This window comes from Roseateles sp. P4_D2 (genome assembly GCF_056401875.1).
Map to the genome: position 1 here is coordinate 22,024 of NZ_JBFUIM010000004.1, position 15,285 is coordinate 37,308.

At 69.4% G+C, this 15,285-nt stretch carries 12 protein-coding genes; 7 read left to right on the forward strand and 5 right to left on the reverse strand.

The window, feature by feature from the left end; all coding sequences use genetic code 11:
* Positions 1-28 precede the first annotated feature (28 nt).
* Positions 29-991, reverse strand: coding sequence for a hypothetical protein (locus AC1DW0_RS08200; RefSeq protein ID WP_457351053.1), 963 nt, complete (start codon positions 989-991; stop codon positions 29-31).
* 158 nt (positions 992-1,149) lie between these two features.
* Here AC1DW0_RS08200 and AC1DW0_RS08205 point away from each other — a divergent pair, with 158 nt between their 5' ends.
* A complete protein-coding gene (locus tag AC1DW0_RS08205; protein WP_457351051.1) occupies positions 1,150-1,641 on the forward strand; it encodes a glutathione peroxidase in 492 nt (163 codons plus the stop codon).
* 6 nt (positions 1,642-1,647) lie between these two features.
* Here the strand turns inward: AC1DW0_RS08205 and AC1DW0_RS08210 are convergent, their stop codons facing one another.
* The gene (locus tag AC1DW0_RS08210; RefSeq protein ID WP_457351050.1) at positions 1,648-3,204 is read right to left on the reverse strand and encodes a tryptophan halogenase family protein; all 1,557 of its coding nucleotides are present in this window, start codon (positions 3,202-3,204) and stop codon (positions 1,648-1,650) included.
* A gap of 132 nt (positions 3,205-3,336) precedes the next feature.
* A complete protein-coding gene (locus AC1DW0_RS08215; protein WP_477945356.1) occupies positions 3,337-3,990 on the reverse strand; it encodes a Crp/Fnr family transcriptional regulator in 654 nt (217 codons plus the stop codon).
* A gap of 56 nt (positions 3,991-4,046) precedes the next feature.
* Between AC1DW0_RS08215 and AC1DW0_RS08220 the strand changes: the two genes are divergently transcribed.
* Complete coding sequence (locus tag AC1DW0_RS08220) at positions 4,047-5,150, forward strand: DUF2332 domain-containing protein (protein WP_477945357.1); 1,104 nt, start codon at positions 4,047-4,049, stop codon at positions 5,148-5,150.
* Here AC1DW0_RS08220 and AC1DW0_RS08225 read toward each other — a convergent pair.
* Complete coding sequence (locus AC1DW0_RS08225) at positions 5,147-6,598, reverse strand: alkaline phosphatase family protein (RefSeq protein ID WP_457351045.1); 1,452 nt, start codon at positions 6,596-6,598, stop codon at positions 5,147-5,149. The two genes, AC1DW0_RS08220 and AC1DW0_RS08225, sit on opposite strands and share 4 nt — an antisense overlap.
* Positions 6,599-6,707: 109 nt before the next feature.
* On the opposite strand from AC1DW0_RS08225, the gene AC1DW0_RS08230 reads away from it, so the two are divergent.
* The 5 genes from AC1DW0_RS08230 (at position 6,708) to AC1DW0_RS08250 (ending at position 12,127) form a co-directional block, all read left to right on the forward strand.
* On the forward strand, positions 6,708-7,904 hold the full coding sequence (locus tag AC1DW0_RS08230) for an amino acid aminotransferase (RefSeq protein ID WP_457447729.1): 1,197 nt from the start codon (positions 6,708-6,710) through the stop codon (positions 7,902-7,904).
* A gap of 10 nt (positions 7,905-7,914) precedes the next feature.
* Positions 7,915-8,808, forward strand: a complete 894-nt coding sequence (locus AC1DW0_RS08235; protein WP_477945358.1) for a hypothetical protein — start codon at positions 7,915-7,917, stop codon at positions 8,806-8,808.
* Between the two features lie 108 nt (positions 8,809-8,916).
* Positions 8,917-10,161 (forward strand): D-amino acid dehydrogenase, encoded by a 1,245-nt coding sequence (locus AC1DW0_RS08240; RefSeq protein WP_477945359.1) that lies wholly within the window; start codon positions 8,917-8,919, stop codon positions 10,159-10,161.
* The gene (locus AC1DW0_RS08245) at positions 10,158-11,246 is read left to right on the forward strand and encodes a serine hydrolase (RefSeq protein ID WP_477945360.1); all 1,089 of its coding nucleotides are present in this window, start codon (positions 10,158-10,160) and stop codon (positions 11,244-11,246) included. The genes AC1DW0_RS08240 and AC1DW0_RS08245 overlap by 4 nt, the downstream gene beginning before the upstream one ends.
* Positions 11,225-12,127, forward strand: coding sequence for a S66 peptidase family protein (locus AC1DW0_RS08250; RefSeq protein WP_477945361.1), 903 nt, complete (start codon positions 11,225-11,227; stop codon positions 12,125-12,127). Before AC1DW0_RS08245 ends, AC1DW0_RS08250 begins: the two co-directional genes overlap by 22 nt.
* Positions 12,128-12,303: 176 nt before the next feature.
* Here AC1DW0_RS08250 and AC1DW0_RS08255 read toward each other — a convergent pair whose 3' ends face one another.
* Positions 12,304-15,216: a TonB-dependent receptor domain-containing protein gene (locus tag AC1DW0_RS08255; protein WP_477945362.1), complete on the reverse strand. Its 2,913-nt coding sequence runs from the start codon at positions 15,214-15,216 to the stop codon at positions 12,304-12,306.
* Between the last annotated feature and the right edge of the window lie 69 nt (positions 15,217-15,285).

Genomic DNA, 15,285 nt, shown 5'->3' on the forward strand with positions numbered 1-15,285 from the left:
TGGCAGACCTGCCAGAAAGACGGGACGTTCAGCTGCTGGCGCTGCTGCCGCGGCCCTTGCGGCCGGTGGGAACCGGGATCAGGTGCTTGCCTTCCAGCACCATCTCGATGTGCTCGCTCCAGGCGCGTGCGATCTTGAAGCAGCCGCTGTGGTTGAGGTGGATCTCGTTGTGCCAGTCGCCGCTGATGCCGGTGGAGCCCGGCGCGGCCAGGGCTAGCGGCACGGCGGTCGAATCAAAGATGAAGAGGCCGCGGAAGGCTTCCTTGTCTGCGGCCATGCTCTTCAGCAGCTGGGCCAGATGGAAGACCATCAGCCGGCTGACGGCAGCCCAATCGGCGGCGGGCACGCCATAGGCCTTCAGCGCCGGGTAAAGCCAGGGGCCGCCCGCGCCCAGGTCATCGCCGCCCTCGGCGGCCGCCGGGCGCGGCATGGGCACGGCGTAGCAATGCATGAAGACGGGCTTGCCCGTGGACGGGCCCTGGTCGCGCAAGGACAGCAGGTGCTTGACGTTGGCACGCAGGTAGTCGGAATAGGTCGCCCAGCCGGGCTCGGAGAAATAGCGCGCGACGCCGGCCGAAGGCGGCCCCCATTCGGTCTGGCGGCGCAGCAGGCGCAGCTCCAGGGGGATGGGCTCGCCATTCCAGTTCTGGGCCGGCGTGCGTGCCGCGGCGATCAGGTCATTGCCACCGACGGACAGCAGGATGCCGTCCCAGGTCGGCGCGTCGGGGCCGGTCAAGAGGCGCACGAAGTCCGGGCTGGACTCGAGGTCCACCATGTGCGACAGCGCATTGCCGGTGCCGGCGCAATTGACCGCGGCCGTGTTGGACTTGAAGACCAGCTCCTGCAGCAGGTTGGCGTGGGCGTTGAGCTTGGCGCGCGCATTCGAGAACCACGAGTCGCCCTGGGCCAGCAGCTTCCAGCGGAAGGTGCTGAAGTCGGGCGGGGTGCGTCCGGCCAGGTCGGCCGGGGTGTAGCAAGCCAGGTGATCCATGAATGGGGTGGTTTCCGAAGTTGCTGACGTGAGCCTGTCCCGGAGGACGGGGCGCCAAGTTCGCGCGATTGGACGGCCAGCCGCGCGGGCGGCGCCATGCTACAAACCCTCGGGCCTGCCTGGGGTTAGTATGGACGGCCTTTCTAGGGAGGAAGCCCATGAGCGAGAGCGTCTTCGACTTCCAGGCCGTTTCCATCCGCGGCGAGCCGGCCGACCTGGCCTCGCAGCGCGGCAAGGTCCTGCTCATCGTCAACACGGCCAGCGAATGCGGTTTCACGCCGCAGTTCAAGGGCCTGGAGCAGCTTTGGGAGGATTACGGCCCCAGGGGGCTGGTCGTCATTGGCTTCCCGAGCAACGAGTTCGGCGGCCAGGACCCAGGCAGCAACGACCAGATCGCGTCTTTTTGCGAGCTGAACTACGGCGTCAGCTTCCCGATGATGGCCAAGACCAAGGTCAATGGCGGCGAGGCCCACCCGCTGTGGAAGTTCCTGAAGAGCGAGAAGCCGGGCTTCCTGGGCACCGAGGCCATCAAGTGGAACTTCACCAAGTTCCTGATCGGCCGCGACGGCCAGGTCATCAAGCGCTATGCGCCAAATGACCCGCCTGAAAAGATGCGGGGCGACATTGAAGCGGCACTCGCCGCGACCTGACTCGCTTCAGTGAGCTGTTACCTGCGGGGCCATCCCCTGCTGGCTGCGCAGATAGTCCCGCATCGTCGGTGACTGCTCCGATGCCGCGCGGCGGACGTCACGCACATGGGCCAGGGCCTGCTGGCTGACCTCCGCGGAGATGTGGGCGGCCAGGCCGATGCCCTGGCTGGGCAGGCGATGCAGGCCGGCCAGCACATAGGACCAGTTGGACGGGCCGAAGGGCGACAGGCGACTGTCCAGATCGGTGGCCGTCGGCACCTTGGCATCCCACAGGGCCAGCAACTCGACGAGGCGCGGCGGCAGGGCCGCTGCGTCGGTGCAGGTACGCCAGAACGGCGTGTCACGCCGTTGCGAGAGTGTGTAGTGGGCGACGATGAAGTCGCGCAGCTCCTCGTGGAAGTCGCCCGCCAGGCGGTTCAGCCGGTCGCGGCAAACCGCGCTGTTGCCCGAGGGCGCGACATGGTCGACGAACATCTGCAGCGCCCATTCGACCAGGTAGAGGCTGGTGGACTCCAGCGGCTCGACGAAGCCGCCCGCCGCACCCAGGGCCAGGCAGTTCTGCTCCCAGATCCGCGCGGCATGGCCGGCCCGCAGCGTCGTGAAATGAGGCGCGGCCAGCGCGCGGTGCCCGGCATTGAGCTGTTGCAGCCGCTGCAGGGCCTCGTCGTCGCTGCAAAAGCGCGACGCATAGACATAGCCCGTGCCGCGGCGGCTTTGCAGGTCGATCTCCCAGCTCCAGCCGGCGTCCTGGGCCGTGATGGCGGTGTGGCTGCGCAGCGCGGTGTCGTCCCGCGCATAGGCCACCGGCACGGCGATGCTGCGGTCGCAGGGCAGCCAGTCGGCATAGGACACCCAGGGCACGCCCAGGGCCCGCTGCAGCAGCAGTGAATCTGCCCCGCTGCAGTCGACGAAGAAGCTGGCGGCAAAGCGCCGGCCGTCGGCCAGTTCGACCGCCTCGATGCCGGCTGCGCCGCGCTGCACCTGGGCCACCTCGCCCTGCACATGGCGCACGCCGCGCCGCAGCGCGGTCTGCTGCAGCAGCATGGCCAGCTTGGCGGCATCCAGGTGGTAGCCATAGTTGACCGGCGCCTGGTAGTCGGGCGAGTCCATCAGCTTCGGTGACTGGTGGCCGTCGAACAGCGTCGTCTGCACCGTGCAGGCCTGGGCCATGGGCTGTTGGGTCAGGCCGCGCTGCATCAGGTTCAGCCAGTGGGCCGTCGTCGCGAAGCCGCCGAAGGGCGGGGGCGCGTCGAAGGGGTGGTCGTAACTGTCGTCGGCCGCGCTGCCGCCGCTGCGCCAGCCGTGAAAGCGCACGCCGTTGTTCAGCGTCGCATCGGCCGCGCCGAACAGGGCGGCCTCGGGCAGGCCCAGCGCCTGCATCATGCCGCGCAGCGTCGGCAGCGTGGCCTCGCCCACGCCGATGCCGGCAATGCGCGGTGACTCGATCAGCGTGATGGGCAAGGGTGTCTGGCGCACCGCGCCGAGGGCGCGCTGCAGGAAGCAGGCCGCCAGCCAGCCGGCGCTGCCGCCGCCCACGATGACGATGGATTGGATGTCGGACAAGGCAGTAGCTCCGGAAAAACGCCGGCGGGTCGGGAAGCCCGGGCCGGTGGTTGCCACATTACGGCCGAAGCCCGGCGCGCCGACATGTAACGCGGCGAGCGAGCGTGCCGTCCTGCACGCCCGTTCCGGCCGTTACCGAGCCCGCCACAGCCAGCGGCCTCGGCCCCGCCTGACCTGGCCGGCGGCCTCCGCCTCGCCCAGCAGCTCGTTGGCCGTCTGCCGCGACAGATGGGCCAGGCGCGCCAGCTCGGCCTGCGTGGCCTGCACTTCGACCCAACCCTCGTCAGCCGCACGGCCACGCTCGCGGGCCAGCTGCGCCAGCGCCAATGCGAAGCGTTCGGCTGCACCCTGGTGGCGCGCCGCCTGCAGCAGGCGCAGCGTGCCGTCATAGCGGCGGGCTAACTCGGCCAGCAGGGCGCGCGCGAAGCCCGGCACCTCGTCCATCAGGCGCGTATAGGCCTCGCGGCCGAAGACCAGCACCTCGGTGGCGCCGCGCGCGATCGCCTCGTATTCCGAAGGCTGGCCGGCGGCGAAGGCGGCGAGGCCGAAGAGTCGCGGCGGGCCGACGTTCTCGATGACCGACACCGTGCCGTCCGCGGCCGTGAAACGGGTCTCGATCTCGCCGGCCGCGACCGCGTAGAAGGCCGCCGTTTTCTGGCCCTGCACGAAGAGGCTGCGCCCATCGGCCAGGCGTCGCCGTGCGATGCCGGCCGCGATGTCGATTGGCAACGCGATCCCCGGGAAATGGGCCGCGAAGACGCGCTGCAAGGCGGGGTCGTGGGACATGCTGCATTGTCGGCTGGCCGACACAAGGCGACGCCCGGCCTGCCTATGCTGGGTGCATGGAAAGACCTGACCTGTCGATGCTGCTGGCCCGTTTCGGGCGCGAGGAATGCAGCCAGGAACCGCTCTACGTTGCGCTGTGCGGCGTGGCCGCCCACGACGACCGGGCGCTGGCCCTGCTGGCCGAGGCGCCCCCCGAGCAGCGCAAGGCCAATCTGCTGCTGGCGGCCTTGCATGAACGCGTGCTGGCCGGTGCGGCGCCCGAACTGGCCGCCTACTATCCCAGCGCCGGCGGCAGCCGTGAGCCGGACGCGGCCTTGGCCACCGCGCTGTCGGCCTGCCTCGAGCGCGAATGGCCGGCGCTGCTGCATCACCTGCGTCATGGCGCGACGCAGACCAACGAGATCGCCCGCGGCGCGGCCCTCTGGCCGGCTTTAGGCGATGCGGCGCGTGCCACCGGCGCCCGCCACCTCGCGCTGTTGGACCTGGGTTGCAGTGCCGGCCTCAACCTCGGTGTCGACCAATACGCGCTGCGCTATCGCACTGACGATGGTCGCTGGCATGAGCGCGGTCCGGCCCGCGATGGTCGGCGCGCCGAGATCGAATCGCGCTGGCTGGGCACTGCGCCGCCGCCCGCGGCCGCCGACTGGCGACTGACGCTGCGCTACGGCCTCGATCCCGCCCCCGTCGATCCGGGCGACCCGGAGCGCCTGCGCTGGTTGCAGGCCTGTTTGTGGCCGCACGACGCCACCCGCCGCGAACGCCTGGCTCGCGCCGCGCATCAGATGCGGTCTCTGCCGCACACGGTGCGCCAGGCCGACGACTGCATCGCCGCGATCGAGCCGTGGCTGGCCGGTCTGCCCGCGGGCGTTCAACCGGTGCTGCTGACGAGCTGGGTGCTGTACTACTTGAATGACGCCGACCTCGACCGGCTGCGCACGACGGTCGACCGGCTGGCGCTGAGCCACGGCCTGGCCTGGATCTGCGGCGATCTGCCGGCTTTGAGTGCGCAAGAGGCGGTGCCTCCCGAACCGGTCCTGCCTGCCGACGAGGCCGCCTCGTCGATGACCTTGTGGACGCTGCGCCACCTCGAAGCCGGCCGGGTCGCTGAGCGAGCGCTGGGCTGGAGCCACCCGCACGGGCGCTGGGTGGCCTGGCGCTAGACCGGCGCCGCCGCCGTGCGTCGGGCCCGGCGCTTCACGCGGTCACGGTGCGCCTGAGCGCGTGCACCCACCTCCTGCACGTACTGGGCGACGTGCGACGGGAATTCGGGATCGTTCAGCGCCGCCTTGCGCTTGGCGCGGAACTGGGCCGGCGTCAGCGGCTTCAGATTGCCGACGGGGCGATCGCCCGATGCGGCCGTCATCGCACGGTCGAGCTCGTGCGCGATCAGCGCGCGGCCGGCGAGGAAGCCGTCCACCTCGTCGCGGTGAGGCGGCGCGGCGGCCGGCGCGGCATCGCGCACCGGGTCCGCCAGCGTCAGCGGGCCGGCGGCGGCGCCCTGGCGGGCCGCGGCCAGCAGGCCGGAGGTCCAGCTGGGCGCTGCCGCGTCACGGGCTGTCAGCGCCGGGCCGAGGCCGAAGGTGTCGAACACCGATCTGACCACCGAGCTGTGGTCGAAAGACTGGCCGGGGAAAACCTGGCTGCCCAGGCTGCCGCGCGCCACCCACGGCGAGACGAGCAGGGCGGGCACGCGCACGCCCAGGCGGTCAAAGGCGAAGCCCACGTCGGGCGTCGGCCGGTTCAGCGGCGCGTCGCCCGGCGGGGTGGCGCCCGGCGGCGGCTCCCGGTCGTAGAAGCCGCCATGCTCGTCCCAGGTGATGAGCAGCAGGCTGTCGGGCCACAGTGGCGAATTGCGCAGGCTCTCGTAGGTGGACTTGATCAGCGCCTCGCCGGCGCTGACCCGGCCCAGCGGGTGCTGGGAGTTGCCGCTGCCGAAGCTGCCGCTGGGGTCATAGGCGGGCTCGATGAAGGTGTAGACGGGGGCGTAGTTGGCGTGGGCGACGTCGGTCGCGAAATCGCTGTGCACGGGGTGCTCTTCATCGCCATTGCTGAACGGATGAAAGCGTTCGTTGGGCTTGATGAAGGTGCTGGCCATGCCGGGCAGGGCCAGCACCTGGGGAACGACGTCGCCGTGATAGATGCGCCAGGGCTGGCTACGCTGGTTGAGGCGGTCGAAGAGGGTGCCGTGCTCGAAGCGGAAGACCGAATTGCTCGCGATCACCGAGCCGGCGATCTGCAGGTTCGTCGGGCTGGTGGCCAGGCCGCCGCTGGACGCGGCATGCACGAAGAAGCGGTTGGGCCAGGTCGGGCCCGGCAGGGAAGAGAACCAGTTGTCGAACAGCAGGAACTCGTCGGCGAGCTGCTGGATCACGGGCACCTGTGCAGGCTCGAAGCCCTGCCAGCCGACGCCCTGGAAGCCGTCCATCGCGCCGCCGTTGATCTGCTGGCGAACGGCATCGAACTCGTGCGGCGGATCAGCGCTGGCGCGGTCGGTGGCGCCGGGGCCGAAGCGAGGGTCGGCGGGCCGGGGCACGCGGCCGCTGAGCCCGAAGAAGTGATCGAAGGAGCGGTTCTCCAACATCAACACGAAGACATGACGCACCGGCATAGGGCTCTCCCTGAGCCGCCGCAGGCTAGCACCGGTGGGTTCAACCGCAGTCCACAGCCTTGATGACGAGGCTCTGGATAATCGGCACTTCCCATCGGAGACCCACCCCATGTTCGAGCACGTCGATGCCTATGCCGGCGATCCCATCCTGAGCCTCAACGAGGCCTTCCAGAAGGACCCCCGCGCCGGCAAGATCAACCTGTCCATCGGCATCTATTTCGACAACGACGGCCGCATCCCCATGCTGCCCTCGGTGCGCGCGGCCGAACTGGCCGTTGTCGAGGTGGCCGGCCCGCGGCCCTATCTGCCGATGGAAGGCGCGGCCAACTTTCGCAGCGCCGTGCAGGCCCTGCTGTTCGGCGTGGATCACCCGGCCATCAAGGCCGGCCGCATCGCCACCATCCAGGGTGTCGGCTCCAGTGGCGGCCTGAAGGTCGGCGCCGATCTGCTGAAGCGCTATTTCCCGGACAGCAAGATTTATCTTTCCGACCCGACCTGGGACAACCATCGTGCGGTCTTCGAGGGTTCGGGCCACACCTGCGAGACCTATCCCTACTACGACCCGGCCACCGGCGGCCTGCGCTTTGACGCGATGCTGGCCTTCTTCAAGGCCCTGCCCACGCGCAGCATCGTCGTCATGCACGCCTGCTGCCACAACCCGACCGGCGTCGACCTGACGCAGGACCAATGGCGCGCGCTGGTGCCCGTCATCCGCGAGCGCGGCCTGCTGCCCTTCCTGGACCTGGCCTACCAGGGCTATGGCGACGGCATCGACGAAGACGCCTTTGCGCCGCGCCTGCTGGCCGACGAGGGCCTGTCCTTCCTGATCGCCAACAGCTTCTCCAAGAGCATGAGCCTGTACGGCGAGCGCTGCGGAGGCCTGAGCGTCGTCTGCCCGGATGCCGACCAGGCTGCGCGCGTGCTCGGCCAGATGAAATTCATGATCCGCCGCAACTACTCCAACCCGCCGATGCATGGCGGCCAGGTCGTGGCCAAGGTGCTGACCACGCCGGTGCTGCGCGAGATGTGGGAGGCCGAAGTGGCCGACATGCGCGAGCGCATCCAGTCCATGCGCCGCCAGCTGCACGATGTGCTCGCCGCCAAGCTGCCGGGCCGCGATTTCAGCTACTTCCTGACCCAGCGCGGCATGTTCAGCTACACCGGCCTCACCGCCGAGCAGGCCGAGCGGCTCAAGACCGAGTTCGGCGTCTACATCCTGCGCTCCGGCCGCATGTGCGTGGCCGGGTTGAACACCCGCAACGTCGAAGCCACCGCCGAGGCGATGGCGGCCGTGCTGGCTGGTTGAGGACCCGCGCATGCGAGTCCGGGAGGCCGGCCTTGCCCTTGCTATTGCGGTAGCCAGCAGCACCGGCAAGGCCGCCGACGCGCCGCCGGCGGTCGACTCCATCCTCTGGCTGGTCAGCAACACCATGGTGGTGCCGGATGGCGACGTCATGCGCCACCCCGCAGACGAGCTGACGCGCTGGCTGCAGGCGCGGCTGCCCGGTGTGGCCTTGCAGCCCACGGTGGCCAATGCCGAGCGCAGCTGGGTGCTCATCCGCGAGCGTCGGCGGGCCTGCCATGCCGGCGCCGCGCGCACACCGGAGCGCGAGCGCCTGGCCTATTTCACCGACACCTGGCTGGTGCCGCCGCCCCAGCTCATCGTGCGCCGGGACCGCCGCGCCGCGCTGCCGCTGGACGCAAACGGCGCCGTGGACCTCAAGGCCCTGCTGGCCGACGCCTCGCTGCGCGGCGTGCTCGCCCAGGGACGCAGCTACGGGCCGGCCCTGGATGCGCTGATCAAGGCCCAGCCCGCCGGCCCGCAGGTGCAGCACCTGTTCGGCGGCGACTACGGCAGCAGCCTGTTGCCCATGCTCATGCAGCGCCGGGCGGACTACACCCTCGACTACCCGAACGTCCTGATCGCCCAGGCCAGCCAGCCCGCGGACGAACAATCGGGCGAACCGGCGCTGGCGGCGCTGCCCATCAAGGGTGCGAGCGAGGCCATCGTCAGCGGCATCGCCTGTCCGCGCACCGCCTGGGGCCACGCGGCCATCCGCATCATCGACGCGGCTCTGGGTACGCCAGAGGGCGCCGCGATGCTGCGCGACACCTTGCGCATCTCATTGCCGCCCGACACGCAGCGCGCCTATCTGGATGTGCTTGACGATCATTTCAACCGCCGCGCCAGGCCGACGCCCGGCCTCTGAGTGCGCCCGCTCCCATGTCGCACGGTTATGGCCGTGGCCGCCGGTTTCATTGGCAGCGGCCGCACGCCGTCTTTACCCTGCCGCCAGGTTCAAGAAGTTCAGGGCAGGATGAAGCATTGCGTGGTGATCGGCGGCGGTGTGGTGGGCCTGACCACCGCCTGGGCGCTGCTGGAGCGTGGCCACGGCGTCACGCTGATCGAGCGCGACGGCGAGGTGGCCCAGGGCGCCAGCCGTGCCAATGGCGGCCAGCTCAGCTATCGCTACGTGTCGCCGCTGGCCGACGCTGGCGTGCCGCTGAAGGCGCTGCGCTGGTTGCTCGACCCCGACGGCCCGCTGCGCTTCAAACCCGAGGCCCATTGGGCGCAATGGGCCTGGTTGATCGCCTTTTTGCGCAATTGCCGCGGGCCGGTCAACCGGCGCACCACCGAGAGGCTGCTGGCCCTGGGCGCCTACAGCCAGGCCTCGTTCGCGCGGCTGCAGGCCCAGGCGCAGCTGGGCGACAGCATCGCGCTGCGCACGCCGGGCAAGCTGGTCGTCTACCGCAAGCCGACGGAGTTCGTGCGTGTCGCCGCCCGTGTGAAGGGCAGTGGTGCCGAACAGGCCCTGTCGCATGACGAGTGCGTCGCGCTGGAACCCGCCCTGGCTGACACCGAGGCCACGCTGGCCGGCGGCATCTTCACGCCCGGCGAGGCGGTGGCCGACTGCCATGCCTTCTGCACGGCGCTGTACGAAAGGCTGGGCCAGCACGAGCGCTTTCGCGGCCGGCTCGGCGGCCGCGTCAAGAGCCTGCAGCGCGATGCCCAGGGCGGCGTGCTGGGCGTGCAGACCGAACTCGGCGGCATTGGCGCGGATGCGGTCGTCCTCGCCGCCGGCCTGCACAGCCGGGCGCTGGCGGCCACGGTGGGCGTCGAGCTGCCGATCTACCCGTTGAAGGGCTACAGCCTGACGGCGCCCATCCAGCCTGGTCACCGGCCGCCCGAGGTCAGCGTGACCGACTTCGAGAAGAAGATCCTCTACGCCCGCATCGGCCAGGAGCTGCGCATCGCGGCCATGGTCGACCTGGTCGGCGACGACCTGAGTCTGGATGGCAGGCGGCTGGCCTCGCTGCAGCGTTCGGTGCGAGCCACCTTCCCGCACGCGGCCGACTATGACCGCGCCATGCCCTGGGCCGGCCTGCGCCCGGCCACGCCCAGCGGCGCGCCCATCCTCGGCGCCAGCGGCGTGCCCGGGCTGTGGCTGAATGTCGGGCATGGTGCCCTGGGGTTCACGTTCTCTTTCGCAACGGCCAACATCGTGGCCGAACTGGTGTCGGGCCGCGCGAGCCCGCTGCCCCTGGAGGGATTGAGCTTGTGAGGAAAGACGACCTGGCTGCAGCGCTGCTGCAAGCCGTCCAGGCCCGGCATTTCGAGCAGACGGCCGACAGCCTGCGTGGCGGCGAGCCGCTGGATGCCCAGCCCAGCATCGACCTCGCGGTGGCGGTTTTTCCGCGCGACGGCAAGGCGCCGGTCTGCGCCAATGTGCTGTTCTCGCGCGAGCATCCGCAGGGGCTGATTGCGCGCTTCGATGCCACCACCGGTGCCGTCGCCAACATCGCCTTTCATGCCGACGTGCGCGACGCCAAGGGCGATTCCTACGCCTGGCTGCCTGGCGCGGACTGGACTCGCATCGACTTCCCGGCCTGGTTCGGCAGCGGGCCGCGCTTTGTCGCGCCCTATCCGGCCTCGTTGCTGAAGATGATGGTGGCCGTCGGCATCGGTCACCTCGTCGATGCGGGTCGCAGCGACTGGGCGCTGCCTCTGAACTTCACGGGCAAGACCCGCGCAATGGCCGACTGGCTGTTTGACATGATCACCGTCAGCAGCAACGAAGCGACCTCGGCGCTGGTTGCCCATCTGCACGAGCGCCGTGCCATCCGTCGCGAAGGCGGCCGCGAGGTGCACAACGAGATGCACGAGTTGTTCGCTGCCGCTGGCCTGCCGGGCTTGATGATCGCCAACACCCAGCCCGATGGCGGTTGGGGCAATGCGGCCGGCTCGGGCGTGGGCCAGATCCAGATGACGGCCTGGGACGCACTGCGGCTGATGTGGCGGCTGGACGCTGATGCGCCCGCCCAGCCCACGCTGATCAGCCCCGCCAGCCGCGAAGTCATCCGCCGCGCGCTCGATGCACAGAAGCTGCACCACAACCTCAGCAGCGAGTCGCTGCGAGCCTTGCCGGGTTGGGTGCCCGGCATCCCGGTGCACTTCGCGCACAAGACCGGCAACACGCAGAACTACACGAGCGATGCCGGCATCGTGCACGACGGCGACTTGCACTACTTGATTGCGGTGACCACCAGCCTGGGGATGCGTTACGCACCGCATCCGGAGGCTTCGACAACCTGGAAGCTGCCGGCCCTGGGCGCAGCCGTTCACCAATGGCTGAAGACGAATTCCTGATCCCGCCGCTGCGCCCGGGCGCATGCGTCGCCGTCATCGCGCCGGCCGGCCCGCCCAAGCCAGGTCGGCTCGATTCAGTTGAAGGCTGGTTGTGCGAGCGCGGTTATCAAGCCCGTCTGTTGCCAAGCTGCTTCGGCCCGCCACCGCTGGACTTCCTCGCCGCACCCGACGCCGTGCGCCTGGCCGACGTGCACGCGGCCTTCGGCGACCCGCAGTTCGACGCCGTGCTCGCGCTGCGCGGCGGCTCCGGTTGCATCCGGCTGATGGATGGCATCGACCTCGGCCTGCTGGCGCACACGCGCAAGCTGCTGATCGGCTACAGCGACCTGACCGTGCTGCATGCACTGCGCAGCCAGGCGGGCATCCCGTCCCTGCACGCGCCCATGCCGGCCAGCGACTGGGGCCTGCCCGGCGCGCAAGCCGACACCGATGCGCTGTTCGAGGGCCTGGCCCGCGGTTGGCGCGTCGGTGACGTCATCGGTCAGCCTCCACCACATGCGCTCAGCCACGGCGGTAGCGCAAGGGGCCACCTGATCGGCGGCAATCTGGCGATGTTCTGTGCGTTGCTCGGCACGCCTTATCTGCCCGATGCCGACGGCGCCTTGCTCTTCATCGAGGACATCAGTGAAGAGCCCTATCGTGTCGACCGCATGCTGAGCCAGCTGCGCCTGGCCGGCGTGCTGGACCGTATTGCCGGTCTTGTCGTTGGCAGCTTCAGCGGCGCTGAGAGTCCCGACGCCGTGCTGGCTGATCACCTCCCCAAGCTGCGCTGCCCGGTGCTCGCCGGCTGGCCTTCGGGCCATGGTCAGCCGAATCGGCCGCTGCCGTTGGGCGTAGCCGCCGAGATGGCCGTCGCTGCCGGCACGCTGACCCTCGTGTGAACGGCCTTCTCGACTGCGAAGCAGCCGAGTGAGGAGGGCCAGTCACGCGCCGCCAGGCGTGCCGCGCTTGCGCGGGTTGGGCCGCCTCGCGGCACAACTGGCACTCATCAAAAAAACAGCCCCGACACAGGCGGGGCTGGAAACCGGCTTCCGGGGCCGGCAGGGAGTCAGAGGGGTCAGAACATGCGGTACTCAAGGCGCAGCGTGAACGAGCGGCCGCGCGGGTCGGCCACGCGCGGTTCCCAGCTGGAGCCGGCGCCGGTGTTGGTGTCGTAGGTGACGCTGAACGGCGGGTCTTCGTTGAGCAGGTTCTTGATGCCGGCCGTGATGGTCAGGTTCTTGATGCCGCCGTAGGCCAGGCTGGCGTTCAGGATGGAGTAGGCCGCCACGCGCGGGTTCCAGTTCGCCGGCGTCACGGTGCCGTTAGCCACGCCGGGCAGCACGAAGTCCTGGTAGCCGGTGCGGTAGACATGCTGGAACGTGGCCGCCCAGTCGCCCTCGGTGCGGGTCAGCGTGGCGGTGTGCTTCCAGCGGATGCCCAGGTCGCCGGCGCGGGTGAAGCGGCCGACCTCGCTGCTGCCCATCGGCGCGCTCGGCACCAGGCGCGACTTCTTGTCGAGCAGGTAGGACACGTCGAAGCTGCCCGTCCACGCCGCGCCGAAGGCGTTGGTGTTGCCGCGCAGGCCCAGTTCCAGACCCTTGGTGTTGGTCTCGCCGGCGTTCACATAGCGGGTGTCGACGGCGAGGAGCTTGCCGCTGCCGTCACGGATGAAGTTGTCCTTGAAGTACTGGTAGTTCTCGGCCAGCGTCGTCAGGCCGAAGGACTGGATCGTGCCGGTGCGTTCGATCGACCACCAGTCCAGGCTGGCCACCAGGTCTTTCGTTGGCTGGAAAACGACGCCCGCGCTGTACATCTTGGCCTCTTCAGGGCCCAGCGTCGATTTGCCGCCGAACAGGGTGCTGAAGTCGCGCACGGACTGGCAGCCCGGCGTGTTGGAGACGACGCGCGAGGAGCAGGTGGCCGGGTCGGTGAAGTCGGCGCCGACGAAGGTGCTCTCCGTGATCGGGTCGAACATCTGCTTGAAGGTCGGCACGCGGAAGCCCGTGCTGTAGGCGCCGCGGAACAGCAGCTGCTCGGTCGGGTTGTACCGCAGCGAGACCTTGGGGTTGGTCGTCGAGCCGAAGCCGGTGTAGTCGTCGCGACGGATGGCGCCGGTGATCTCCATGTCCTTCATGACTGGCACGGCCACCTCGGCGAACACTGCCTTGATGGTGCGCTTGAGGGTGCCGGCCGTGGCCAGTGCGTTGTCGAAGGGCACGTTGAAGATCTGTGCGGCGACGGTGTTGGCATTGGAGCGCTGGTCGCCGTCGAACTTGTACTTTTCGGTGCGCGAGTCGACACCCAATGCAGCCATCACCGTGCCGCCGGGCAGCTTGAACACCGGGCCCGACACGGTCGCGTCGGCCTGCTCCATCGTGAATTTGCCGCCGTACAGCGTCACGCCCTCGGCTGTGATGGCGTCCAGCGCCTTCAGGGCCTCGGGCGTCTGCGTCAGCGAGAAGGGATTGAGCACGCCGGTGTTGATCAGGTCGGCGAAGGGCTGCCAGTAGTGATAGCCCTTGCCGACCGTGGAGCTGCCTTTGCTCTCGGCGCGCGAGAAACCGACGCGGTAGTCCCAATCGGTGAGGAAAGGCAAGGCACCGTCCGCGCCGACCAGGAAGCGCGCGGTGTCGGCCGTGGTGTCGATCTCGCGGTTGCCGCAGGGCATGCAGCGCCAGCGGAAGGCCATCGGCAGGCCGCGGTTGACCTCCAGCGCCGGGAATGACTTGACCAGTGCGTTGAACACGTCGTTGTAGCCTGCGCCGGTGCTGGGGTAGCGCAGGTTGCGGAAGGGGCTGGGGTAAACAGTGCCGGCCAGATTGATGGTGGCGGTGCCCGAACCGCTGGTGATCTGGTTGGGCGAGAAGCTCTTGGTGGACTCGGCCCGGCCCAGCACGGCCTCGCCGAACACGCGGTGGTCGCCCAGCTTGAAGGTCAGGCGGCTGACGAGGTTGGTGTTCTTGATCGGCTGCTGGATGACGGCGGCACGGCCGGTGTCCCAGGCGCAGCCGTACTTGGACGCCGCGGTGGCCCAGAGCGTCTCCTGGTAAGGGCTCATGCCATCCACCGACGAGCAGCCGGCGCCGCCGGGCAGGTCGAGGATGTTGATGCCGTTGACGCGCAGCGCCGGGTTGGCGAAGTCGAACGGCCCGGCGGTGTTGTTGCCACCCTGGCTGAGCACGTTGCCCAGCGCAGCGCCGGTTGGCGTGGTGCCGGCCACAGCGAACAGCGTCGCAATCGGCGTGCCGCGCGTGTCGGGCGACAGGCCGCGATCGGGCTGGTAGGTGTTGACGAAGTCGCGCTGGTCGCCGCGCAGCACCTTGTTGTCGCGCACCGACAGCGAGGCCAGGAAGTTGAAGCCGTCGGTATCCAGGTTGCCGTAGCCGGCCGTCACCGAGGCGCCGTAGATCTCACCGCCTTTTTGCTGCGGCACGTCGGCCAGCGCGTTGATCGTCACGCCGCTGTAGTTCTGGCGCAGGATGAAGTTGATGACACCACCGATGGCGTCGGTACCGTAGATGGCCGAGGCGCCGTCCTTGAGGATCTCGACGCGGTCGATGGCGGCGAAGGGAATCTGGTTCAGGTCGACCGTGCCCCCGTTCAGGCCGTGGGCCGCCACGCGGCGGCCGTTCAGCAGGATCAGCGTCGCATTGCTGCCCTGGCCGCGCAGGTTGGCGCTGCTGGCGCCGTTGTTGCCGCGCGCGGCGCCGTCCACCACGTCGGCATTGCCGGCCAGGTTGTCCAGGCCGTTGCCGTTGATGTTGAGCTGCATGATCATCTGCTCGGCCGACGCGATGCCGGCCCGCTCCAGCTCACGCCGGCTGATCACCTGGATGGGCAGGGCGCCCTCATCCTTGATCCGCTTGATGCTGGAACCCGTCACCTCGACGCGCTCCAGTCGCGCGCTGTCGTTCTGCGCCAGGGCAGCGCCGGTATGGCCGGCGAGGCCGACGATGGCGAGCTGGGTTGCCAGACGATTCAACTTCATCTCAAGGACTCCTGCATGTGATTCGATTGCCGCCGATGTTCGCTGGCGCGCGGGGGAGCGCCCAGGGGG